Annotated in this window: 23 protein-coding genes and 3 pseudogenes; 13 read left to right on the plus strand and 13 right to left on the minus strand. The window is 37.9% G+C overall.

Annotated elements, in window-relative coordinates:
- Window positions 1-4: 4 nt before the first annotated feature.
- A pseudogene (locus tag MSBRM_RS11100) lies at window positions 5-650 on the minus strand (IS630 family transposase); the annotation flags it as partial.
- Between the two features lie 114 nt (window positions 651-764).
- On the opposite strand from MSBRM_RS11100, the gene MSBRM_RS21395 reads away from it, so the two are divergent.
- From MSBRM_RS21395 to MSBRM_RS11135, 9 genes and pseudogenes are all read left to right on the plus strand, one after another.
- Window positions 765-902 carry a hypothetical protein gene (locus MSBRM_RS21395; RefSeq protein WP_230629276.1) on the plus strand — a complete coding sequence of 46 codons (138 nt, stop codon included), beginning with the start codon at window positions 765-767 and terminating at the stop codon, window positions 900-902.
- A gap of 437 nt (window positions 903-1,339) precedes the next feature.
- Window positions 1,340-1,495, plus strand: a complete 156-nt coding sequence (locus tag MSBRM_RS20440; protein WP_155396444.1) for an FmdB family zinc ribbon protein — start codon at window positions 1,340-1,342, stop codon at window positions 1,493-1,495.
- Window positions 1,496-1,529: 34 nt separating this feature from the next.
- A complete protein-coding gene (locus MSBRM_RS11105; protein WP_048116851.1) occupies window positions 1,530-2,015 on the plus strand; it encodes a hypothetical protein in 486 nt (161 codons plus the stop codon).
- 782 nt (window positions 2,016-2,797) lie between these two features.
- Window positions 2,798-4,699, plus strand: coding sequence for a right-handed parallel beta-helix repeat-containing protein (locus tag MSBRM_RS11115; protein WP_052712852.1), 1,902 nt, complete (start codon window positions 2,798-2,800; stop codon window positions 4,697-4,699).
- A 98-nt stretch (window positions 4,700-4,797) separates the two neighbouring features.
- On the plus strand, window positions 4,798-5,058 hold the full coding sequence (locus MSBRM_RS11120) for a PKD domain-containing protein (RefSeq protein ID WP_048116844.1): 261 nt from the start codon (window positions 4,798-4,800) through the stop codon (window positions 5,056-5,058).
- Window positions 5,059-5,246: 188 nt separating this feature from the next.
- A pseudogene (locus tag MSBRM_RS22115) lies at window positions 5,247-5,423 on the plus strand (PKD domain-containing protein); the annotation flags it as partial.
- A 57-nt stretch (window positions 5,424-5,480) separates the two neighbouring features.
- Window positions 5,481-6,089 (plus strand): annotated as a pseudogene (locus MSBRM_RS11130) (transposase); the annotation flags it as partial.
- Between the two features lie 478 nt (window positions 6,090-6,567).
- Window positions 6,568-6,744 carry a hypothetical protein gene (locus MSBRM_RS20445; protein WP_155396443.1) on the plus strand — a complete coding sequence of 59 codons (177 nt, stop codon included), beginning with the start codon at window positions 6,568-6,570 and terminating at the stop codon, window positions 6,742-6,744.
- A 317-nt stretch (window positions 6,745-7,061) separates the two neighbouring features.
- A complete protein-coding gene (locus MSBRM_RS11135; protein WP_141706511.1) occupies window positions 7,062-9,239 on the plus strand; it encodes a PqqD family peptide modification chaperone in 2,178 nt (725 codons plus the stop codon).
- Between the two features lie 528 nt (window positions 9,240-9,767).
- On the opposite strand, the gene MSBRM_RS20450 is transcribed toward MSBRM_RS11135, so the two are convergent.
- The gene (locus tag MSBRM_RS20450) at window positions 9,768-9,944 is read right to left on the minus strand and encodes a hypothetical protein (protein WP_155396442.1); all 177 of its coding nucleotides are present in this window, start codon (window positions 9,942-9,944) and stop codon (window positions 9,768-9,770) included.
- Between the two features lie 661 nt (window positions 9,945-10,605).
- Between MSBRM_RS20450 and MSBRM_RS11140 the strand changes: the two genes are divergently transcribed.
- The gene (locus tag MSBRM_RS11140) at window positions 10,606-11,079 is read left to right on the plus strand and encodes a universal stress protein (RefSeq protein WP_048116838.1); all 474 of its coding nucleotides are present in this window, start codon (window positions 10,606-10,608) and stop codon (window positions 11,077-11,079) included.
- Window positions 11,080-11,140: 61 nt separating this feature from the next.
- Here MSBRM_RS11140 and eno read toward each other — a convergent pair whose 3' ends face one another.
- The gene (eno, locus tag MSBRM_RS11145) at window positions 11,141-12,427 is read right to left on the minus strand and encodes a phosphopyruvate hydratase (RefSeq protein ID WP_048155744.1); all 1,287 of its coding nucleotides are present in this window, start codon (window positions 12,425-12,427) and stop codon (window positions 11,141-11,143) included.
- 750 nt (window positions 12,428-13,177) lie between these two features.
- Between eno and MSBRM_RS11150 the strand changes: the two genes are divergently transcribed.
- Window positions 13,178-13,567, plus strand: coding sequence for a transcriptional regulator (locus tag MSBRM_RS11150; RefSeq protein WP_048116834.1), 390 nt, complete (start codon window positions 13,178-13,180; stop codon window positions 13,565-13,567).
- A gap of 100 nt (window positions 13,568-13,667) precedes the next feature.
- Here MSBRM_RS11150 and MSBRM_RS11155 read toward each other — a convergent pair whose 3' ends face one another.
- From MSBRM_RS11155 to MSBRM_RS11170, 4 genes are all read right to left on the minus strand, one after another.
- Complete coding sequence (locus tag MSBRM_RS11155) at window positions 13,668-14,123, minus strand: PPC domain-containing DNA-binding protein (protein WP_048122728.1); 456 nt, start codon at window positions 14,121-14,123, stop codon at window positions 13,668-13,670.
- 10 nt (window positions 14,124-14,133) lie between these two features.
- Window positions 14,134-14,817, minus strand: a complete 684-nt coding sequence (locus MSBRM_RS11160; RefSeq protein ID WP_048155746.1) for an ABC transporter ATP-binding protein — start codon at window positions 14,815-14,817, stop codon at window positions 14,134-14,136.
- A gap of 265 nt (window positions 14,818-15,082) precedes the next feature.
- Window positions 15,083-15,967, minus strand: a complete 885-nt coding sequence (locus MSBRM_RS11165; RefSeq protein WP_048155749.1) for a DMT family transporter — start codon at window positions 15,965-15,967, stop codon at window positions 15,083-15,085.
- A gap of 510 nt (window positions 15,968-16,477) precedes the next feature.
- Complete coding sequence (locus tag MSBRM_RS11170) at window positions 16,478-16,675, minus strand: MM0924 family protein (protein WP_048116822.1); 198 nt, start codon at window positions 16,673-16,675, stop codon at window positions 16,478-16,480.
- A gap of 186 nt (window positions 16,676-16,861) precedes the next feature.
- On the opposite strand from MSBRM_RS11170, the gene MSBRM_RS11175 reads away from it, so the two are divergent.
- Together MSBRM_RS11175 and MSBRM_RS20455 are read left to right on the plus strand one after the other, a co-directional pair.
- On the plus strand, window positions 16,862-17,854 hold the full coding sequence (locus tag MSBRM_RS11175) for an IS701 family transposase (protein ID WP_048155834.1): 993 nt from the start codon (window positions 16,862-16,864) through the stop codon (window positions 17,852-17,854).
- A gap of 406 nt (window positions 17,855-18,260) precedes the next feature.
- Window positions 18,261-18,410 carry a hypothetical protein gene (locus tag MSBRM_RS20455; protein WP_155396441.1) on the plus strand — a complete coding sequence of 50 codons (150 nt, stop codon included), beginning with the start codon at window positions 18,261-18,263 and terminating at the stop codon, window positions 18,408-18,410.
- A gap of 192 nt (window positions 18,411-18,602) precedes the next feature.
- On the opposite strand, the gene MSBRM_RS11180 is transcribed toward MSBRM_RS20455, so the two are convergent.
- The 6 genes from MSBRM_RS11180 to MSBRM_RS11205 form a co-directional block, all read right to left on the minus strand.
- The gene (locus tag MSBRM_RS11180) at window positions 18,603-18,800 is read right to left on the minus strand and encodes a hypothetical protein (protein ID WP_048116819.1); all 198 of its coding nucleotides are present in this window, start codon (window positions 18,798-18,800) and stop codon (window positions 18,603-18,605) included.
- A 185-nt stretch (window positions 18,801-18,985) separates the two neighbouring features.
- Window positions 18,986-20,068 (minus strand): DUF7544 domain-containing protein, encoded by a 1,083-nt coding sequence (locus MSBRM_RS11185; RefSeq protein WP_048155753.1) that lies wholly within the window; start codon window positions 20,066-20,068, stop codon window positions 18,986-18,988.
- Between the two features lie 358 nt (window positions 20,069-20,426).
- Window positions 20,427-21,332: a F0F1 ATP synthase subunit gamma gene (locus tag MSBRM_RS11190; RefSeq protein ID WP_048155755.1), complete on the minus strand. Its 906-nt coding sequence runs from the start codon at window positions 21,330-21,332 to the stop codon at window positions 20,427-20,429.
- Between the two features lie 55 nt (window positions 21,333-21,387).
- Window positions 21,388-23,109 (minus strand): alternate F1F0 ATPase, F1 subunit alpha, encoded by a 1,722-nt coding sequence (locus MSBRM_RS11195; RefSeq protein ID WP_048157039.1) that lies wholly within the window; start codon window positions 23,107-23,109, stop codon window positions 21,388-21,390.
- Between the two features lie 41 nt (window positions 23,110-23,150).
- Complete coding sequence (locus tag MSBRM_RS11200; RefSeq protein WP_069575302.1) at window positions 23,151-24,311, minus strand: F0F1 ATP synthase subunit B family protein; 1,161 nt, start codon at window positions 24,309-24,311, stop codon at window positions 23,151-23,153.
- Window positions 24,312-24,331: 20 nt separating this feature from the next.
- The gene (locus tag MSBRM_RS11205; RefSeq protein ID WP_203397917.1) at window positions 24,332-24,607 is read right to left on the minus strand and encodes a F0F1 ATP synthase subunit C; all 276 of its coding nucleotides are present in this window, start codon (window positions 24,605-24,607) and stop codon (window positions 24,332-24,334) included.
- Window positions 24,608-24,635 lie beyond the last annotated feature (28 nt).

Raw genomic sequence — 24,635 nt, forward strand, 5'->3', positions numbered from 1 at the left:
TTACTTAACAAATTATACTTTTTATTTGCTGATAGAAAGTTTCCATCCATCTCTTTGCAAATGACAATGAGTCTTCTACTCTAATAAACTCTTTTTTGATGATGTTTCTTAAATGTTGTTTAGATTGAACAAATGTGACAGATACTTCTCTTTTTATTGTTTTCCATACATATTCTACAGGATTTAGATCTGGTGAATATGGTGGTAGAAACACAAGTATAATCCCTAATTCTTTGGCTTTTGTTACTGTTTTTATTGAGTGATGTGTTTTTGGATTGTCAAGTATAAGCACAACTATTTTTCCTTTGTTTTCTTTCACTATTTTTTCCAGAAATTCACATACGTTTTCTGCCTTTGAACAATTCTTGAATTCAATAAGATTATTTCCATTAAGTGAATAAAAGGCAAATGAATTTGCCTTTATATAATCAGTATATTATATCCTCAAAGATATTTTAAAAGGCCATAAACATTGTGTATTAGCTTTTGTTTGTGGTGAAGATTCATCCAGAAAACCTATGACAGATTGTTCATCTGGATCAATATGTTCTGAAATTGCTTCTGTTAACTTTTTGTAAAATGTCTTCTGCGTTCTGTGGTTTTTGGTAATCTAGAACATAAGGTTTAGAATGATACATGTTAAAACTATGTTTCGAGCAAAATTAGCTTCTCTCTTTCGCAACATAATGAAAAACTGAAATCAGTTTAAACAAGCTTTTGTTCCTGTTTTCCTTTTATCCTGTGGGGTCTGCACCCTTGATGTAATACGCCTCAAACTGGTTACTTTGGCCCTGAATATTGACCTTTCTTTAAACCTGATTGTAACAATTTCAGTCTTGACTTTCATTCTAGGAGCCCTACCATTAACTCCAGGAGGCCTCGGAATAATTGAAGGAGCCTGATCTCTTTACTTCTGTATTTTGGCTTGTCCCTCGCATCTGCAAGCAGTTTCGTTTTTTTAGAGCGTTTTATTTCTTACGGGCTCAGCAGCGTAATAGGATTTATTTACTTATCCTATTATGGAGGATTTAAAATCTAGAAAAAAATCAAAAGAAGAAAAATTACACTGAATGGAAAATTACACTGAATGAAAAATTACATTGATCTGCAAGTGACATTTTCTAGAGGTTGGCAAAGTTAACTACTCTATATATGTCTTTTTTAAATGCATGCCTCTGTTAAACATAAATTTGTGGAAATGGGTGTTCTGATGGGCAGACTGTGATCATAAATCGCCCCCGGGGACTGGTATGGAAAGGTATTAATTGGAGAAGTATGAGTAGTAATATGTGGGTATTATAATTATTACTGAGCCCCTTGATAAAACCGTGAGGTGACAATGATGTGTAGTGTTGGAGACTCGTTTGATCTGGATATGGAAGGAAATTTGCCGGTTAAAGACTATGTATGTAAAGACTGTGGGAACAGATTCAAAGGCATTGGTAAAAATGTGAAGTGTCCTTCCTGCCAGTCTAAAAATGTAGTAGAATCCTGATAATCGACTGGATTTTTTAATACTTATTTTTAACATGAAAGAATCGACTTCTTCTAAAGACATTTCACTGAAGGAAAGTGAAATGCTTCTCCTGCGCGGCACGGCAGGAACAGTGGCTATTGTGAAAGCAGGTCCGAGTGGACAGTTTTTTCTGGAAACTGAGAACGAAGAGATTGTACTCGGGCTGGAACCCCATGACCTGATTGTTGCTTCCGCGCTGTCTGTGGATGAGAAAACCGAAAAAGGGCTTAAATGCGTTCTTTTTATGATTAGGGAAATTAGGTCACCATTAATAGTCCTTCCAAAGAACCACCCTGCATCCCCAAGGCTTCCAATTGTAGTATCGGTTGGGCACAAAACTGTTCTAAGCTGCAATATCACTCCTGGTACGCATCCGAATCAGGACGTACTTTGCGGTTCAAATGAGTTTAATGGTCTTGAGATAACGGGAATACTGGATGGCGTACATATTGAAAATCTGTCAGAATGTGAGGTAGTAAAGGTTACCTTTGATATTTAATCCACATATTTTCTGATCCACATATTTTTCAGAAACAAAAAATCAGGGGTTTTGGCGGCTCTCTGTCTTACTTACTAGGCTTTATCTGGTCTTGTACAATACTTGATCCAGCCTTAGATAATAAGCCTTAGATAATAGCAATTTTGATATGTAGAACGTTTAATTTTGATATGTAAAGAGCTTAATTAACTCTCATCACTCATTTTTTGTTATAACTGGTGGTTCACTTACAAACCACAATGCTGTTATATTTCTCCCAATAATTTAATTGAGTGTTCTATATAGAAAGTGTCAGAATTTCCCTACCCTCATGATTTCAAAACCCTGCTATTTTTACACCTTATAGGCTCAAATTTCGCCTACTAATGGAGTTTTTAATTTTAATTTTTTACAAATCTCTCAAATCTCCCCATAAATTATAAACACACTGATTTTAGTTATCCTGTGACTTTTCATCGTATCAGGCTGAAATTTGCCCGTATACCGGATATTTTCCGTAAAATACCCAGATTTTAGAGTAAAACCCGTGAATTGTTTTGCTTCTAATGTTATTTTGGCTCTTCGCCATTCCCTATGGATAAGATGATTTTCAATTCGAGCCTGCATTGGTTTTTATGAATACATTACAAGGATCTCCACACCAAACAACGAAAAGCCGTTACTTTTTTAACACAATGTATGCTAATTTTATTAAACTTTGATAATATAAAAAGGTTTAACAATATAAAACAGATATAAATTATTGGCATTATATATAAAACTTAAATATAGGAATGCAAATCATGAAAATTAATAAGAAAATTGGTTTAATATCGATAGTGCTGATTTTATGTTTAATCATTGTTTCATCTACTGCATCAGCCGCTACTATAAATGTAGGACCAAACGAAAAATACAAGACGATTCAAAAGGCTGTGGATGCCGCTCATAAAGGGGATACCATTATTGTTAATTCTGGAACCTACCCTGAGAACGTTCATATTACAAAAGATAACTTAACGATTCTTGGAAAAGGGTATCCAAAGGTTTCTGGATTCTATAATGCTGAGGAATCTAATGATGACTTCGGCAGAGAATATATTAATATCAATGGTTTCTCTATCACTAAAAACGGAATTGATTTAGTTGGCAGAGCAACACGTGGTCAAATAATAAAAAATAATTATTTTTATTCTTGTGGTGTTTCTTTTGATGGAGATATGGCTTCTGGTACTATCGAAAGTAACTATTTCACAAATGGTGGGATTTCTTTAAGTCAAGCTGGAGTAAATATAATTGGAAATGAAATTAAGAATGCGGATATTGGAATTGGGTTATATCAAGGAGCCGGATCAGCAACATACGCATCAATTTCAAAAAATAAGATAACTGGGTGTAATGTAGGAATTGAGTTTTATCATGAAAGTAGTTCTCCTGGTATTTATAACAATTACTTTAGCAACAAAAATAACATAATATTCGATTCATCGTGGAACGGCGCTGTAAGCTGGAATACTACTAAAACCGCAGGTTCTAATATCGTTTCAGGACCTTACATTGCCGGGAACTTCTGGGGCTCCCCTGATGGCAAAGGTTTCTCTCAGACAGCTTCTGATAATGACTCTGATGGAATTGCAGATTCCCCCTATGTTCTAAATAGTAAAAATATTGACTACTTACCTCTGGTTGCTATTAAAACTCCGGTGAAAACTCCGGTAGCTTCTTTTAAAACGTCAAAATCAAGCGGGAAAGCACCATTAACCGTTAAATTTACTGATACAAGCACAGGGACACCTACTAAATGGAAATGGGACTTTGGAGACGGATCAAAGTCATACCACCAGAATCCAGTTCACAAGTATTCAAAGGCAGGAGTATATACTGTTAGTTTAACAGCAAAGAATGCTCATGGCAGTAACACGGTAACAAAAACAGATTATGTAAAAGTGATAGCAAAACCAGTTGCTGTATTCTCTGCATCTCCTACCTCCGGAAAAACACCACTGAAGGTTCAGTTTACTGACACAAGCACTGGCACCCCAACTTCCTGGTTCTGGAAATTTGGAGATGGATCAAAGTCATACCTCCAGAATCCAACTCACAAATATTCAAAAGCAGGAACATATACTGTTAGCTTAATAGTAAAGAATGCGGCAGGACGTAACTCGGTAACAAAAACAAAATATATAAAAGTAGTAACAAAACCAGTTGCTGCCTTTTCAGCCTCTCCTACCTCCGGAAAAACACCATTAAAGGTTAAATTTACTGATACAAGCACAGGAACACCTACTGCATGGAAATGGGACTTTGGAGACGGGTCAAAGTCATACCACCAGAATCCGGTTCATAAGTATTCAAAAGCAGGAACATATACTGTTAGCTTAACAGTAAAGAATGCGGCAGGACGTAACTCGGTAACAAAAACAAAGTATATAACCGTGACAGGAACTTCACAAGCTCCAACTGCAGATTTCTGGGGCTGGCCACTCTCAGGAAAAGCTCCACTAAAGGTAACATTTACGGAGACGAGCAAAGGATCACCAACTTCATGGAAATGGGATTTCGGAGATGGGAAATATTCAACAGAAAAGAGTCCAACACACACATATTCATCAGCAGGAATTTACACAGTTAAACTCACAGCAACAAATGCAGCAGGAAGTAGTACAAAATTAAAGTGGAAATATATAAAAGTGGCAAAGTGACTGCAACTTTGAAAACTTGGTTGTAAACCTCCTGGGATTTTTCAGTCTCAGGTAAAGATGCAAAAATGCAGTAATACAAAAACAAAAGTCATTTGTGGATGTCACAGTATCTAAAATATGAAATCGCAAAACCTGTTGCTGCTTTTTCTGCATCTCCTACCTCCGGAAAAGCACCATTAAACGTTAAATTTACCGACAAACGTACAGGCTTACCAGAAAAATGGAAATGGAGTTTTGGAGATGGAACAGTTTTAAGAGAAAAGAATCCAGAACATCAGTGTTTTCAGGAAGGGAACTATAAGGTTACAATTACAGTTGTTAACGTTGTAGGCTACCTGTATGAAGCAACTGGTTTTTGAGATAATCTTTAGATTACCTTTTTTTATTTATTTAAGTTTCTTCTTTTCGGAAGTTTTTGCTATCTCTATTAGTCATTCCATTGCCTGCAATGGCACGAGCACCTATAGCAGACTTCTATGCTGATACAACATATGGAAGTGCACTTTTGCATGTTCACTTTTAGAACACTGGCGTCACAGGCGACCCAACTAGCTACTTCCGGAAGTTTGAACATGAAACAAGTAGCGATTGGAATTCTCGTCACTTTGGAAGTGCTGTTCACACATTTAGATATCCAGGGGTTTATGATGTTAGTCTAACTGTATCAAATGCGGACAGGAGCACAACAAAAACGAAGTCAAGTTATATCACGGTTAGAGAGTAATTCTGTGATATTTGACACATACTATTTTGTGAATGTAAGTAAATAAGTAAAAAATAAATGGATAAGGCACACATTACAATAGTTGGAACTTATCCTGTTTTCATGACTCATACAAAAGGACTTGCTGGTGACTCTCCAGAACTTATCAACCATATTAAAGCTCTAAAGAATATGCATGCTGATCTGGCATTTTATTCTGCAGATGGTGGTTATGATTCATTCCTAAATCATTCTAATATCTGGTATCATCTGAATGCAAAACCGATTATTTCTTACTCTTCAAATGCAGTAATCAATCAAGAAGGTGAAGAGGAAAGGATCAATCACTGGGTAAATAAAAAGTGTAAACTCGGTGGAGACATTCATGCACCAATGGAAGACAAACTCAAATTTCTATATGAAATTGGAAGAAAAGAACAGGTAGGAATGTGCCTGAGAAATCAGAACATCAAGGATGAGACTTTTGATGATCAGTATAAAAAGAGAGCTGAATGTGAAAAGATACATGGACATATTAAGGGTACAGTAAAATTCGATATTAGAAGAGTAAGAAATCAGAGTAGAAAACTCTACTCTCTATTGAGTTTCATAGCATACCAACTAATGGTGTTGACAGAATTGCAAAATAAAGTTGAAAGCAAAAATTCATTTGGGAGATACTTTTAAAAAAGTGGATATCAAATTAGATTAGAGATTTTAAGTATCCTCTTCAAATTCAATGGGGAATTTTCCAACTCGAAAAATATGCAACAATTTTATTATACAGTTATAAAGTTGAATGCATCTTTTGAAGTTGTTTCTTGGACTTGGGTAATTTTTTAAATTTTCAGCAAATACATGAAATTTACTTTTACCCATACAATTTGAAGAGGATACGATTTTAAAAGCTAATTTGAGATCCTCTTTTAAGGCACGCTCTAAGGGCATAATATATTTATATGTTGTTTATATATAATATTAGGGGAGGTCTATTAATACGGTATTCTGGTTTAAAAATAAAAAATGATCACTTTAGCTGTGTCAAATAGATGAGAGTTTACTCAGCGTTGCTATGATTTTTTTTCAGTAACTGACTTTTCAGACCTTCAAAATATAAAAACAGTTACTAAATACGAAAACAAGCAATGATATAACAGGTGATTATATGGGAGAAACGGAAGCATCTAAAATAACGGAAGTATCTAAAGTTATTGAGGCGTTTGATCCACAGATCGTAGCTTCAGCAGTAACGGAGAATTTACCAGAAGTTAGTAGAGCGTTACGTGCCGCTACAAACAACAATAACAACAATAATAAGAAAGCTATGGAGCAAGTAGAGTAAAGAGTCTGAATATTATTCGCATGTTTAATAAGTTAGTGCCCATGAGTTATTGGTCAATTACGAAAAATCAAATACTTCCCGCGTGTTCGTGAAAATAAAGTGAGATCCTTAAGCTCACAGTTTTCAGTAACTCATATACGCTAGCTTAAACTGCGATTTATATTTTTTAATATTTTGGTTTTAAAATTGGATTTTATTCCAAAATGAAAGTATTAACTCTAAATTATTCGCAAAGCAATGAGTGTATTTAAATACACATTAAATATAGCACGATAATATATTACAAACAGAATATAACAAATTTGGTTGCGGATTCCATGAAAACTGTTCTTATTTTCCCACCACAATGGTCGCCATTACAACCTTATTTAAGTATACCATCCTTATCTGCTTATCTTGAAATGCATGGATATTCTGTAGTGCAAAAGGATTTGAATATAGAATCATATGACATTTTTTTGTCTCCTGAACACATTCTATCAATGAAACAAAAAATTAAGGAAAGATTTGAATTATTAGATAACAAGGAACGACTATCTGTAAAAGAGCAAGAAAAGTTTGTTGCTTTTTTTATGGGTATGTCCAAGGCGTCTCGTATTCACGAATGTATATCAGAAGCAATGACATTAATTAAAAATGAAGATAATTTCTATAATATTAATGACTACAACAAAAGTATGAATACAATCAATGAGGCGCTTTCAATAACCTCACTTGCGTATTTTCCGACAAATCTCTCTCTATTTTCTTTTACTATTGATAATTTTGATTATTCAATATCGGAATTATTTAAGGCAACAATAGACGAGGAAATTAATCCATATATTCAAATTTATAAAGATAATCTTCTAAAACCAATAGTAAACCTAAAACCTGATCTGGTTTGTATCTCGATTATAGGTACAGAACAAATAATTCCAGGGTTAACTATTGCACGTTTATTGAAATTAGAAACAGATTCCCACATTAATATTGGTGGAAGTATCTTTAGTCGTCTAGTGGATGTTTTACTTTCAAGAAAAGAATTATTTACAACATTTTTTGATAGCGTAATAACATTGGAGGGTGAAAAACCTCTTCTTGAACTTGTAAAACATATAGAAAACAAGAAAGATCTTAAATCGGTTCCAAATTTAATTTTTTTGGATGGAGAAAGCGTATGTAAGACAGACATAAGTAGGCCAGAAAGAATTGATAACTTACCTACGCCTAGCTTTGAAGGATTCCCTTTGGATAAATATTTATCTCCTCTTCTGGTTTTACCATATCTGTCAAGTAGAGGCTGTTATTTTAATAAATGTGCTTTCTGTGATCACTCATATATTTATGGAAATCGTTATGATCCCAGAGACATTAAAAAAGTTGTAGATGATCTAAACAAATTAACAAATAAATATGGATGTCATCACTTTACATTCTCTGATGAATGTATCTCGCCATCTAGGTTTGATAAATTGTCAGATGAACTTATAAACACTAAATCCACAATTTTTGCGAATGCTGACATAAGGTTCGAAAAAGGATTTACATCCGAATTATGTAATAAAATATACAATTCTGGATTTAGGGTTTTCTATATCGGCATGGAATCCGCCAATAATAGAGTTCTTAGTTTCATGAATAAGGGAATAGATAAAGATTCGATTCTTAATATAATTTCAAATAGCTCTAGTGCAGGTATTTGGAATCATGTTTTTTATTTCTTAGGATTCCCTACAGAAACCGAAACTGAAGCAGAAGAAACTCTAGATATATTGATTTCTAAAAAAGATCAAATCCACTCATCTGGTGGTTCAACTTTTCTATTAGGGAAAGATTCCAAAGTTGCACACAATCCCAAAAAATATTCAGTCAAAAATATTAAGATTGACCAAAAAAAAGATCTCGAATTATGGTACAATTACGACATTGATGTAGGCCTATCAAATGAAATGGCTCAAAGATTATTATCCAGCTTCAAGGAGCAAATCGAAAAAGATAATTGCGATTATTGTTGGAGTTCTATTCCACGTGAACATTTGCTAATCTATTTGTCACGATATAGAGTTTCAGATCTGAAAGATATGATTAAGATTCCATATATTAAACAAGACCCTAGAATATATTATAATGACTATTTGAATGATAATGCGATATTATATATGCATAAACATTTAGCAGTTCATACTATTAATTTTGATATAACAGAATTAATAAACAATAAATTTAACTCGCCAATAGTATCGGAACTTACAAATGTTGTATACAATGAAAAAAGTAAAAAAATTTTTAAAATAAATAATTCCGCAAAAAAAGTGATTGATTTACTTGATAACGTAAATACTGTGGGAGATGTAATAAACAAAATAGCTATAAATTATGGAATTTCTCTTAAAGAGGCTAGAATAAAATGTAACAGATTATTTACAGAATTGTTAAACAATGATATAGTTGGAATTGCGAATTCTACCGGCTCGATTCCAAGGCTCGATCCTACTTTCGGCAGGTCTACATAAGGGATTTAAATATTTTTTCTGATATCGTTTTTGAACATTTGATAAATACGCGTTAGAGTTAAAGCTGGTTAACTTCTGGCTCAATTCCCATGACATATATATAGTCACGCCTACAATTATTGCAACAAAAACTCATTGTACCTTATTGAGTAGTTGCATTATTTATCCTCGTGACTATAAATACTGAATCATTTTTCTATTAAAGGTTAGTATGAGAGATTATGTTTGGATCATATGTAAACCTAATAACTACACACAATAAGGAAATATCATTTTAAAATCGCCATCAGCAAAAATGATCGAAAATGAAATGTCGACCTGCCGAATGTAGGATATATACAAACCTTACTTGCGTAAATACCTAAGGTTTTTACTTAAAATCATTACTGTTTGTAATTTGAGATCCCAAAAAGGAAAGAGAAGTGGAAAGGTTATTCCCCATCACTTATAAACAAAAACATGTATGCCACGCTTGGCACTTTTCGGCACTGTGCCAAGCGTGGTCTAGTAAAAAAAGTAAGAAGGCAGTTAAAAAGTTTCTTTGCCCTCTTCATAAAATACTCTACCGTTGCCGTCTCGGAATTCAAATCTCATATTATCTTTATCACATGGAACCATTTCCCCACCGACGGGGCAGGTCGTAAGGTTATCACTTGTGAATGCATTGAGATATGCTTGCGGTGTGCCGAAGTAAATATTTGGCATTTAATGAATTTTTGTTCTGTCATTAAATTAAATTCTCCTTATTTATTTCAGATGTATACAATATAAAATCTTATATTGTATACATCTAAAATAAATGTAACCGTTAATATATAAACTTTTGGATGTTACACTGTAATGTATAGAGATTTTTAGTATTTCCATATATCAGCGATAGCAACTTTAGCTAAAACTGAATGATTTTTTAGATGTTAAAACCCCTTGGTTCTTGAGTGGTTAGTTTTCCTATTCTTCTGTTTCGTTGTCTGGTTTTTCGTCGTGATCGTAACCTGTGGGAATTGCTGCGCCTGCTGTTATCCCTACTTCTCGCCTCCACTGTTCTTTTTTCCTGTTATTCAGGAGATCTGAAGTAAAGATCTATCCAAGGTGAGGTATGAGGGGGACTTGCAAAGAAATGGTAAGCCTCTTAACCGGGATATTTTATTCTTGTGTTATAGAGTCCTTTTTTGCTGTCTCTATGTTGGTTTAGGTCTGCTTGCCAGTTTAAAGCCCCTTGAAAATTTGAGATAAGCTTTTGTAATCTCATAATTTAGAGAGCTTGCAGGCTTGAAAGAGACATCCTGCTTTTCAGGTTTTACAGCTTTTTCTTGCAGCATTCCAAAAATCTAATTTAGGAAATCCCCGTATTCTAATACGGTTCTATATGGAAGCTATTAATTTTAAGAAAATAATGGTTGCAACCGACGGCTCGCCCTGCTCCGGGCTGGTTGCTGAAAAAGGGATTGAGCTTGCTCGGTTGAGTGGAGGAATGGTTTATGCAGTCTATGTGGTATCAACGGCCTACCTGGCTCCTATCAATGGAGATTCCTTTCCTATGAGTGTGGATCCTTACTGGGAATCTATACATGAGGCATGGGATAAACAGGGACATGAGGCTGTAAATTATGTAAAAAGCCTGGGAGATATGAAAGGAATCAATGTTGAGCCCGTTCTTCTTGAAGGCAATCCCGCAGAAGAACTGATCCGGTATGCCGAAGAGGAAAAAATGGATATTGTTGTTATGGGCACTCTTGGAAAAACAGGACTGGACAGGTTGCTTCTTGGCAGTGTCGCAGAAAATCTGGTCCGTCACTCGAAGGTTCCGGTTATGGTTGTAAGAGATAAGTGTGACATATGAAACTGAATTGTTAAAACGAAAAAAGAAAGCTAAAACTATTTAAAATGAAAAATTAAAAGGGTTAGAGTTGCACGTAATGTGCAACCTCACCCAGGTCTTCCTCGATTCTGAGAAGCTGGTTATATTTAGCTGTTCTTTCTCCACGGGCCGGGGCTCCGGTCTTGATCATTTCTGCCCCGATAGCTACCGAGATATCCGCAATTGTTGTGTCTTCGGTTTCGGCAGAGCGGTGGCTTACTATTACTGTATAGCCATTTCTGGAAGCCATATTTGCAGCATCAAAAGCTTCGGAAATAGTTCCGATCTGGTTGACCTTTAAGAGAAGTGCATTTGCTGCTCCCATGTCAACACCTTTTGAAAGTCTCTCAATGTTTGTGACAAAAAGGTCGTCACCAACAATAATTGTGTCCCAGAGTTCATTGGTCAGAGCTTCGAAGTCCTCAAAGGCTTCCTCATAGAAGGGGTCTTCAATGGAAAGGATTGGATATGAGTTCACAAGTTCGACATAGTAGTCCATCAGCTCGGGAGCAGAGCGTTTCTTTCCGTCGATTGAGTAGGCCTCATCTTCGTAAAACTCGGAGGCTGCAGCATCAAGCCCGATTGTAACCTCGGTGTCAGTGTAGCCTGCTTCTTCAATAGCCTGGGCAAGAGCATCAAGGGCTTCGGTTGACTCACTCATCTTGGGAGCATATCCTCCTTCATAGCCCACGTTGGTAGAAGAACGACCGTATTTCTTTTCCAGTATTTTACCAAGAACGTGATAGATTTCGGCTCCCATCTGGAGAGCTTCGTAAAAGGTTTCTGCGCCTTTGGGCTGAATCATGAACTCCTGAATTGCAAGATCATTGCCTGCATGCTTGCCCCCGTTAAGGACATTCATCGTGGGCACTGGAAGAGTAAATGCATTTGAGCCTCCCAAATAGCGGTAGAGAGGAACATTCAGGGAATCTGCAGCAGCTCTTGCAACAGCCATGGATACCCCAAGAATTGCATTTGCCCCAAGGTTTGATTTGTTATCGGTCTCATCGAGCTCAATCATCAGCTCATCGATTTCCCGCTGGTTTCGCACATCAAGCCCCAGCAATTCCTTCTGGATGATGGTATTCACATTCTTTACTGCAGTGAGAACTCCTTTTCCTCCATATCTATTAGGGTCTGCATCCCGCAGTTCAAGGGCCTCGTTCGTACCAGTAGAAGCCCCTGAAGGAACACCGGCTCTGCCAAATCCCTTTGGCGTAAACACATCAACTTCAACTGTGGGATTTCCCCTTGAATCCAGGATCTCCCGAGCATGTATCTTTTGGATTTTATATTCTCCAGAATCCTGCTGTAGACCGATATACGACATTATTTCACCCTTTTTAATCTCTGATCTATCTATTAGATATATTCTGTTATTTGAAGCTTAACCTTAATTCAAAGCTTATCCTTAATTTTGAAGCTTATCCTTAATTCAAAGCTTATCCTTAATTTTGAAGCTTACTCTTAATTTTGAAGCTTACTCTTAATTTTGAAGCTTACTCTTAATTTTGAAGCTTACTCTTAATTTTGAAGCTTACTCTTAATTTTGAAGCTTACTCTTAATTTGAGACTTAATCTTAACTTAACCGTTAGATGTCCGAATTGTATTTAATTCTTTATCCGGTTAACGGAAATAATTTTAATTAAGTTTTACGCTATTGTCTCATAAGAAACCCTATTAACAAATGAAGGCTATATGTTGAATTTCCAAATTCAAAAATACTTTTGCTCAGGTATCTGCATCCTTAGCTGTATAAATTCAGGAATATTATCCTTCGAGCATTTGCAAGAGATTTTCTTATTTTGCAAACCTTAACTCAGGCTTCCTGAGTTTTAGGAATCTTTATTTTCCTCAGGCACTAGCTTTAAAGGTTTTGGTCAGGATCACAAAGCCAGTTTTTACAAAACCGATTTTTTTCCGGAGATTTACTAATATTAGGTTTTATATTAAAACTTTCCAAAAAAAGGCATTAACAGGGTTTGATAGCTATTATACTTCTTAACAATACTCAATTTATTTAAAAAAACAATTTTATCTACATAAAATATATAAACCTGAAAGTATTATTCACTTCCGATGACCGACGATTCTCCAGTTAATTTAACCGATAAAGAGTATTCAATCATTGACATGCTCCAGAGCCTGGGACTCCCGAGAACAGAGGCTACCGCAATCGTATGTCTGAAAGACTGCAGTGAACTCAGGTCTCTTCATATTGAACTTGTATCAGGGCTTAGACAACCGGAAGTAAGTGTAGCCATGCGCCCCCTGCGGGAAAGAGGTTGGGTGGAAGAAAGGTCTGAAAAAAAGAATAAAGGAAAAGGCAGGCCTGTGAAGTACTATCAGTTAACTTTGCCCTTCTCACAAATTGTAAAGACCCTTGAAGAAGAATTTTTAAAAGATAATGAAGAAAAAATGATTGCACTCGAAAGGCTTCGAGAACTGGAAACAACATTGCAAAATTGAATTTGAAGAAGGCTGCCAGACAATTTTGCAGGATTATATTTAACTTCTTGCTTTCATACTCAAACTTTTGAGCCCTGATTATAACTGTTCTACTTGAACGTCATTTCATATCTAAAACTCGTTCAAAACATACAGGGGCAAAGCCCTGTTCCTTATCTTCAATTCTTCTAGCAGAAAATCCATCAAGTTCGAGGACAAAAGCCTCAACTACCATAAAAACTTCGCTTTCTCCTCTCAAACACCCGAGTTTTACATTGTCTCCCCTGCCTGCGCTTGCATGCAGATGGATCTTAGGCTTTCCTTCCATTAAAAAAATGTCTCCAATTCCCAGAATCTCATGTGCATCATTAAAGACGGACCATACAGGTTCTGGAGGAATTATACTTTTTTTAGGGCCTGTGACAAGCTGTGCCTCTTTTAATGCGCCAAGCAATACAAAAACAGCAGATTCGATGCGCTCCAGTTCAGCAAGTTTAATCAGTTCCAGAATCAAGTCTTCTCCAGAATCGATCCTTACGGTAAATACTCTACCTATTTTTCCTGTTGCATATTCCATCTTTCTATCCTCACTGATCTGTAATTTTTCCGTCCACAAGCCTGATAATCCTGTCAGCTTTTGATGCCAGGTTTTCATTATGAGTAACCACGATAAAAGTCTGATTATGCTCTCTGTTCAGCCGTCTGAGCAGTTCATAGATCAGGTCACCCGTTTTTGTATCAAGGTTGCCTGTAGGCTCGTCTCCGAGCACGATTGCAGGAGAACAGCTAAGTGCCCTTGCTACTGCAACCCTCTGGTTTTGCCCTCCTGAAAGTTCACCGGGCCTGTGATCCATCCGGTCTTCAAGTCCTACCTCTTTAAGGAGGTTTTCAGCAATTGCCTGTGCTTCTTTCCTGCTTTTTCCCGTAATCAAGAGCGGCATTATTACATTTTCCAAGGCCGTAAAGTCCGGGAGCAGGTGATGGTACTGGAAAACAAAACCAAGCATTCTGTTTCGCATCTCAGAACGTTCCTTATCCGACATATTTGTTACGTCTCTACCGTCTATCATGAGCGTCCCAGAACTTGGGGTGTCCAGCAGGCCTATCATGTGCATAAGTGTGCTTTTTCCAGAACCAGATGGTCCGACGATTGCAACGAATTCTCCTTTCTTAATTTTTAAGTTTGCATTGTCGAGCGCGCGAAATTTCATTCCGTTTTTATATATTTTTGTCAGGTTTTTAAGCTCGATAATTGGGCGTTCTTCAGTCATGCTTTTCCTGCTTTTTCAAAACCATTATAACAAAAAAAGAGGAGCTTTTAACTAAAGAGCTTTTGGGCAGAACACAGGGTCCCACAGAAAACCTCTATTTTAAGACTGCTCTCCTTTTTTTTTGAGAAGGGAATTCTGCAAAGAGGGACATATAGAAGAAGAAACTTCTACAAGAAAAGACCTTTCAATAAGAAACTTCTACAAGAGGAAACTTCTACAAGAAGATAATAATTCCACAAAGAGAAGATTTCTATATTCTGTACTTCTATTTCAGGCCTACCTTATCCCTTTTACTTATAACATAGGCTGCTGTAAGAATAAAAACGCAACCAAGAAAAGTCGATATATAGAGCGGATTTTTCAAGACAGTAACGTCAAAGAAAATTCCGGAAACAGGCTCGACCAGGGCAAGAATACTTCCTGTCTGAGCCCTGATTCCTGAGATACCTATCAGATAGATTATGGCAGCGAACGTTATAGTTAAGCTGAAGAGGAGCAGGATATCAAGATTTTTAACGAAAACAGTAGTTGGAGTGGAGAGTGCGGCCGGCAGCATAAAAAGAAGGCTTATTCCAGTCAGCCAGAAGGTTTGTGCTATTCCTGAGTAATCATCTCTCAAATATCGAATCGTTATTATATTCGCACCGAATGACAGCCCTGACAGTAACCCGAAAAGAAGGCCTTTCTGAGATTCAGGACCTGCATGTCCAAGAATTTCACCCGGACGTGCAATCAGTAAAACTCCTGTTATTGCAAGCAAAAGAGGGAGAACGCTGTTACTATTACTGTGTTCTCCGAGAATCGAAGGAGCAAACAGATTAACATATACCGGGGCTGTATAGAGCAGAAGGACAGCCACCGAAACCCCACTATACCTAATAGATGAAAAGTAACAAATCCCTGTTATCGCATTTAGAAGGCCCAGGAGGAGAAGGTATCTTTTTTTTCTATGGGGTTTAAGCTGTCCGAGCCCTCGATTGAGTAGCAGATAAACAAAAATCATGCAGAGACCAAAGAAGAGCCTGGAGAAAAGGATCGATCCGGTTGACATATTCTGAATTTTATCCAGAAAAACTCCGATAGTGCCGTAAATTATGCTGCCAGTTACAACTTCCAAATATGGATTTAAAGAGTTTTTCTGCACTGGCATGTTCGAGAATTAAAAGCTTGCAGATATATATTTTTTGGGCGTAGAAAAATACCGGACCACAGGCTTTAAGGCAAACTTTAAAAAAGGACAGAAAAAAGGAAGAAAAGAGTATGTGAAAAGTATATGTGAAAAGTATATGTGAAAAGTATATGTGAAAAGTATATGTGAAAAGTATATGTGAAAAGTATATGAAAAGTATATGTGAAAAGTATATGTGAAAGTATATGTGAAAAGTATATGTGAAAAGTATATGTGAAAAGTATATGTGAAAAGTATATGTGAAAAGTATATGTGAAAAGTATTATTCTCGTGTACTTTCATGCCAAGAAGAAGGATTTTCTCCTAAATTTGAAAGTTTAGCTGAAGCAACAGGTACAAAAAGAGTTTTGACCTGTAGCTTCGATGAAGTAGCTTATTACTTTTAGCAGTAAACTGTTTCTAATAGTTTATTGCTTTTAATAGTTTATTGCTTTTAATAGTTTATTGCTTTTTGTTACCTTCTCAGTTTTGTTACCTTCTCAGTGTTCTCCACATTGCAGCGATTCTCTCAATATCGATATGTGTATAGCCTTCTTCTTTTATGGTCCACTTAAGGCTGAGGACTCCGTCTTTGCACTCGGCAGCAATCCCTCTGTATGTGGTATTTCCCCCAATGTCAATTTCAACTTCTTTGCCCAAATAGTATTTCTCAATGAACTCCTGCTTCATAATTCCCAACTCCCAATTTGTACTTTTCCGGATAAGGTCCGGAGAGATAATTTTCAGGATATAGTTAATTTCAGTAATTATTGGGTTTGGTGATAGTTATAGGACTTACGCAGTTAAAATGCCGAAAACTTGATATCTTTATAAATATACTTATGGCTTAGTGTTTCTCTAAAAACGTACGGAGTTATGGACATAAATCCACCTAAGTGTACCGACATTGACTACATTAATTTTCTCATTGCGGCTTCTAACGTTTTTAGCTGTACTGAAGCTGCTAGATGTTATCCAGACATAGCTAATGCTCCTTCTCATGATGCTTTTACTCGTTGCCTTCAAAGGCAACCTCCAGACACGGAAGCACTATGGGAGGAAGTAAAAAGTTATGTCAAGCTTAAGGGAGGATACCTAATTGTTGATGATTCAACATTAGATAAACCATACGCAGAAGAAATTGCTTTTGTTCGTCGTATGTGGAGTGGAAAACATCATCGTACTGTAAAGGGAATAGGCCTGGTTACCTTAGTTTGGACTGACGGTACAACCGTTATACCTATCGATTTTCGAATTTATAACATCGATGTAGACGACAAAACAAAGAATGACCATTTCCGTGATATGCTTGACAAGGCCGAAGAACGTGGTTTTAATCCCAAATTCGTTTTATTTGATACATGGTATGCAAGTGTGAAAAACCTTAAAGCCATTAGACAGAAAGAGTGGCATTTCCTTACAAGATTGAAAAATAATCGTTTGGTAAATCCTGACAACAAGGGAAATGTGCCACTTGAAACAGTAGATATTCCTCCAAAAGGACGTGTGGTTCACCTCAAAGCATATGGATTTGTAAAGGTGTTTAGGATAGTTTCAAAAAATGGAGACACGCAACACTGGGTTACAGATGTGCAAGAGATGGATGAAGCAAAACGTGAAGATTTGGCAAAGAAGTCATGGAAAATTGAGGAATATCATAGGGGAATAAAACAGTTCTGTGGTGTCGAAAAATGTCAGGCAAGAAAGGAAGAATCACAAAGAGCACATATAATGTTCTCATTAAGAGCTTTTCTTAGACTGGAATTACAAAGAATCAAAAGTGGAATATCCTGGTTTGAAAGTGCTATGAAAATTAGAAGAGTGGCAGTGACAGAATACTTAAGGAATCCCCAATACACGTTAAATTAATTCAAATATTTGAAAGTTTGGAAAAAACAATATGCTAGGAGCCAACTGCGTAACTCCTAAGTTATTTTTTTCGTTGAATTTCAAAAGCAGAGGAGTGAATAAATAATTTTATAAATTGCCAGTAAGAGAGGTTTTTAAAGCGATTTTTCTTTATGTTAGTGAATTCTCTCATACTTTTCTATTTTTGCTTCTATGAACTTCTCTGTGACTTCTGTCTTCAGTCTCTCCAGGGCCCTCTAGGTTGGTGATGCCCATAGTCTCTAGTAGCTTAGTTTATCCTTTAAGGCTTAAAACTCACTGTTCTGATTTTTTTAATTTACTTGGCCAACTTTTTATATACAGCAAAACATTGTAAAAATAACCGCAGTGTAAATGCGGAGACGTAAAATCAAGTGGGGAGTTTAGAATGAAATGTAAAAATTGCGGAAATGATATGTATCTTGCATTCACAGAAGAATGGATTTGTAGAGACTGTGGAATTAAAAGGGATGAAAATGGAAAATTCATTTCAAGAGATGTTAAGAGTCGAAGTCAAATACCTTTTATGAACCTCTAAGAGTTTCTAGGAGAGTATATTAAGAAAGGTGGTATAAACTTCTATTCTTTAATTTATTTTTGTTTTTCATAGCCGCTTCGTCTGTATAGTCTTTCTCTTTATCTCAAGTTTTTAACTTTATTGTTATTGTTTTCCGCTTTTTTCAAATTATGTAAAAGCGAAGAAAAGCGGAAAAATGTTGCTGAATAGACATTAACACATAGTTTTTATCAGAGCTTCCAGTTGTAAAAACTCAATTTTTTGTGCCTGATATTCCTGAAAGAATTCCTCTTCCTTTGCCTTGGTAGCTTCCTCAGAAATAGGACCTATAAATTTTTTGTAGACATCAAAGTCATGTACTCCAATAAAAAAAATAAAATGTCCAATGTGGATTTTCAGTTTCTTTATCATGGAGTTAAGATGTACCCGCTATTAGATTCAGTTTAAACTTGATCAGAATATTTGGAAAAATAGGCTAGAACAATGGCCCAGAGCCCTGAGCTCTTCCCATCTGGGTAAAACAAGCTCAGAGCCCTGAACTTTTCCTCTTCGTTCAGAAACTTAGCTCAATATCCTGAACTTTCTTTCTTTTTAGCTCAAAAAGTCGGCTCAGGTTCATCAACCTTAACTTTAGGTTCCGGAGCAGGAGTATCAAAGAAAGGAATTTCTGCGTCTTCATACCAGGCTTCAAGAAAACTTAACATATGATATTTAAGGAAAACGGAGAGAGGTACACCGAGGAAAAACAGAATTCCCAGGATCAAAATCAGCTCTATAACGATAAACGGAATAAGGAGTAACCAGAGAAGAAGTTCTGATAACAGGGACGAAAAGAGGAAGTACAGAGCCACATCAAAAATAAGGAAAGTAAGCCCTAAAACCAGTGCCACACCTACAAAAAGGAAAATTGCAAGAACGGCTACTCCTATATAGAGCAATAGCCTGACAAACCAGTAAACCACAACTTCGCGCCAGTTTTTCCTGAAATTTCCGAGAACAAGCTTGAAAGCCGAAAGAATTCCTTTATTCCGGTAAATGGCAAGTGGAATTGCAAGGCTTAAAAGGGAATCTATTGCAAGTGCGAGCAGAATTAACAAAATAATTACGCCGACAACCCAAAGAATTCCTCCGAGACTGGCAGACAAAGAAAAGTCTGAGGATACCTCACGAATAAGGGGTATAAGAGGAAGAAGGAATATTCCGAAGAGCGCGAGAAGTACCAGACCAATCGCTAAGCGCACAAGCAAGAGGCGGAATCCTTTTCCCAGAAACCTCCTTGAATAAGCCCAGAATTTTACTTCGTTTCGTACAAGGGATTCCACAAAAACAAACTCCATAATACTGGAAATGTACGAAAAAATAAAAATTAGGAGAATAAGGGAAGCTATTATTGCGGTTACAGTTGCCAGGTTTGGCACCTGATAAATATAACTGAAAGCAATATTATGCATGTCAAAAGGAAGATCAGGCATCTTGCCAGGCTCAATAATAGGAAAATTGTTTTTTAAGTCTTCTGAACCTATATTGTATCCGCTCGAATTTCCATAACTCGAAACCCCGCCTAACAGAAAAACAATGATTGCGAGTTTTACCCATTTCCAGAAATCAAAAGGCTCAAGAAGAGCTTCTCTTGTTCTTGAGAGAGCTCTGTCTACTGCACCTATCGCGTACCAACTCATAATATATAATTTTTTTAAGAAAATAAATAATTATCTAAATAGTTAAATTTGAAATTTTCCAGACAGACTCCTAGATATCTTAGAAAAACTTGAGATTTTTCAGACCTAAAAACTCTTTTATTCAACAATTATTTCCTGAAATGTCACAATGGTCTTCTCTTAATATAACGGCTTTCCTTTATTTCACAAGTCTCCCTTATTTCACAAGTTTTTCTTATTTCACAAGTTTTTCTTATTTCACAAGTCTCTCTTATTTCACAAATCTCTTCCCGTTTCAGCCTCTCAAAAACTTCTCAATAAAACTCATTTTTCGGATTCATCATTTTTGTCTGGACCATTGCCGACTCACGCTGCTTTTTCACCGGCGAGAGCTACGGGCCCTGGACAGAGCTTCAAAACCTGAAACAACTTCAAACAACTCCTCATCAATGCCGCTCTGGCGCACACGGTAGTATTCTCCACTGAGATTACTAAGCAGCTCCTCAATGTTTTTATCGGCACGCTGCATTGCTGCCAGTCGACTAGAGTTTTCACTTGCAAGGGACTCAGCGCATGCCCTGAAAAGCGAAACGAAAAGGTACTCGCGGATGAGTGCCCGTAAGGTTTCTGTGATATTGCCCATTACCTCAGGCAGCAAGTTTTTGGTTGGCCAGGAAAGTTTAGTCAGGTCGTCTCTCCAGGTTTCATCAAATGGCAGCAGTCGCTGGCTGACTGGCTCATAGGTAACTCTGGTTTTGTGGCGGTTGTAATAGAGATGAAGTTCGGCATCTTCATCCTGGCTGCGTAATTTTTCATTTTCCACAAGAATTTGCGCTATAAGCGGGGTAATTGCCTTAACCGAATTTGGCACATTATAAAGTCCAATAAGCGGCAAGCCTTCATCTTCCAGGCGTGAATAAACAAGCTCCCCTACAGCCCATACCTGAGCTTTACCTGGCAAAGCTTTCAGTTCCCTGACCGCATAATCGGTAATTATATCATTAAACTGACCCACAAGCCCCTGATCTGAACCGAAAACGACAGCTCCGATAAGACGTGTATTCTTTTGCGCTTTTCCTTCCTGTGGAGCTGGCATGAATGCAATTTTCCTGAAACATAAGCCCAAACCCAGTTCCACTGTATAATAGTAGTCAGACAACGCACTCACTGATTTTTCATATTGCCCTATGTTCGAGGCTGCCAGGGCTTTCATCGTGCGGACGACAGACTGAAGATCTTTTGCTCTATCAATCTTTGTGCGCAAACTCTGAGTGGTTTCGGTCATGATTTTTCCTTTGTCTCCGGCTCAGACTCGCCTTTAGTCTGGGCTTTTGATTTACTTATTTTTCTTCCGTTCGGGTTCCGAACTCAGGTTTTTCCTCAGTTTTAGTTTCTGTCTCAGGCTTACCCTTAGTCTGAGTCTCTGATTTCGCCACTTTTTCTTCAGTTTTAGCTTCTGACTCAGATTTGTCCTCAGTTTGGGTTTCTGACTCCGCGTTTTCCTCCGTTTTAGCTTCCGGCTTAGATTCGGATTCAGGCTTTGGCTGGTAAGGTTCCAGTGCTTTGCGGGCGATATTGAGGATAGTTTCACGGTCCTTATCGCTCAATTCTTTATCGCCTTTGAACCTCTCGCGCACATCTTCAGGAATATCTGGCAATGCCTTACGTAGGGAGTTTTCAGCCTCTACCATTTTGTCAAGCGGCACATTATCGAAGAGTTTTGCGTTCAATGCAACAAGGATAACAATCTGATCAGGTACGGGTACCGGAGAATTATGAGGCTGCTTCAGGAGGGCACGGATCCGCCTCCCATGTTCTATGAGTCTTCGTGTATTTTCATCTAGCTTTGCGCCGAATCGGGTAAACGTTTCCAGCTCTTCAAATTGTGAATAGGCAAGCTTGAGATCTCCAGCCACTTCTCGATAGGCAGCAAGCTGTGCTTTACCGCCTACACGAGAGACGGATTTGCCGACATCAACTGCAGGCAGCACACCAAGCTCAAAAAGCGAAGGTGAAAGGTAAATCTGCCCGTCCGTAATTGAAATCAGATTAGTTGGAATATAAGCGGAAATATTCTGCGCTTCGGTTTCGATAATAGGAAGAGCAGTTAGTGATCCGCCACCAAATTCTTTGAGCAGGTGCGTAGACCGCTCCAGTAGTCGTGAGTGAATATAAAAGATGTCACCCGGATACGCTTCCCTTCCAGGAGGCCGACGAAGTAAAAGGGAAAGTTCTCGATAGGCACGTGCATGATTGGTCAGGTCATCGTAAACAATTAGCACGTCTCGACCTGATTCCATAAAATACTCTGCAATGCTGGTCGCAGCATAAGGAGTAATATAGATTAGCCCTGATGGGTCATTGCCTTCAGTTACAACAACAATCGTGTAATCCATTGCGCCTCTTTCCCGTAAGTTTGCCACTGCTCTGGCAACTGCGGATGCACGCTGACCAATGGCACAATAAACGCACAGGACATTAAAATTCCGCTGATTAAGGATAGTATCAATCGCAATTGCAGTTTTGCCAGTCTGGCGGTCCCCTAAAATCAATTCTCTCTGACCGCGTCCTATTGGTATTAACGCATCAATAACTTTGACACCGGTCTGAAGAGGCACGGTAACAGGAGCTCGATCCATAATTGCCGGACTGGGCCGTTCAATAGGCAAGCGTTTACTGGAAACTATTGGTCCTTTGTTATCAAGTGGACGACCTAGTGGGTCAATAACTCGTCCAAGCAATTCTTCGCCTACGGCAACATCCATAACCCGTCTAGTGCGTTCAACCTGATCTCCAGCATGCAGGTGTGAGTATTCACCCAGTAGAACGGTACCTATTTCTTTTTCATCAACATTAAATGCGATCCCAAACAAATCCCCTGGAAACTTTATAAGTTCATCAAAACCTACAGTAGGAAGGCCAGATACGTTTGCGATACCTGTAGAAACTGTCAAAATTCTGCCTACCTCCTTCGGGGTAAGCGTCGGGGTCACTGATTCCCTGACCTGATGTATTTCGGTGAAAACTTTATCGAAAACGTCTTTAAGACTTTTAGTTTCCATGTTCACTGGCTCTTTATGTGGGCTCTGGTTTGGGATTAATCTCATCTTGGCCACAGATTAGGACTATTTCCAGATTGCTGTTTAACCTCTGACTCTTGCTTAGCCTCTGACCCTTGTTTTGCATCAGGCATTTGTTCAGCTTCAGATTTTTGTTTAGCCTCTGACTCTTGTTTTGCATCAGGCTCTTGTCTAGCCTCAGACTCTTGTTTTGCATCAAACTCTTGTTCGGTCTCTAGCTCTTTTTTCGATCTGGGATTATTATACTCAGTTGCAGGCCTGGTTTTAACTTCTGACTCAGTTTTCGGTCTGGGTTCATTAGTTTCAGCTTCAAGCTCCTGTTCAGCCTCTGGTTCGTTTTCAAACCTGGGTTTGTTATTTTTGGTTTGAGGTTCGGTTTTAGCTTTATTATTTTTGGTTTGAGGCTCAGATTTGGATTTGCTCTCAGGCTGCTCGTTCAGCAATTCGTCGATACTTTTTTGCATCGATGTAAGATAATCTGCAATGCTCCACGCAACTTTTTGTCCGTCTGTATTTAATTCAATACCACTGACAAGGTCTGGTAAAGTCTCAAACCTGGGTTGAGTTTCGATATCAAGAGTTTCTTTAATCGCCTTTTTAATAGAATCACGCTGCGTTTGTGGAAGATCAAATGCAGTACGGATGAGCACCTGACCTGGTGATGTACTAAGCGCTGAGGCTAACTGCTTCTTTTCATTATCTTGCAGATTGCGCAGCCTTTGAACAAACACATCAACTGCGCGTTCTTCCAGACTGGTTTCAGTCAGATCGGTCAGTATTTTTCGAGCTATGGAAAAGACTTCCTGTTGGGTCTGACGGCCGATTTCCTGACTTAAATTCTGTCCTTCGTTCCTTAATGCCTCCTGTTGTTTTGCTCTCAAATAGGAGGCTTCCTCCCTCACGTCTTCGAAAAGCCGTTGACGTTCGGCCTGTGCTTCTTCCTTTGCTTTGTTCAAGAGGTCATTACGCTGCTGGTCGAACTCTTCGTTCTTACGCTTGAATTCTTCTTTTTCTTTTTGAGCTTCTGCTTCTTTTGCATCCGCATTCTTAAGTTCATTTGCGACTTTATTCTCGCGTGCGTCGACTGCGTTGAGTATAGGCTTGTAAAGAAAACGCTTCAACAACCACACCAAGATGAGGAAGTTGATTACCTGCGCAATGACGGTGAACCAATCAATCAGCATAGTCTACTTTCCTCTCAATTTCAGGTAAGTGCACGGTTCCAGAACGGGTTGGCGAAAATGAGAATCATAGAAACCACAAAACAGTAGATTGCCAGAGACTCAATCATAGCCAGTCCCACAAACAAAGTCCTGGTTATTGTTGCGGAAGCATCGGGTTGTTGTGCCAGTGAGCTCAATGCTGTCGCAACAGCTCGCCCTTCACCAATTGCGGGTCCGATAACCCCAATGCCTATTGTGATGCCAGAAGTGGCAATTGATGCCACCGCGATTGTAGTTATATAGGTGTCCAAAGCCATAGTGCTTCCTTCCGTTGTTAGATTTGCT

The organism is Methanosarcina barkeri MS, from assembly GCF_000970025.1.
In the GTDB taxonomy this organism is placed as follows: domain Archaea; phylum Halobacteriota; class Methanosarcinia; order Methanosarcinales; family Methanosarcinaceae; genus Methanosarcina; species Methanosarcina barkeri.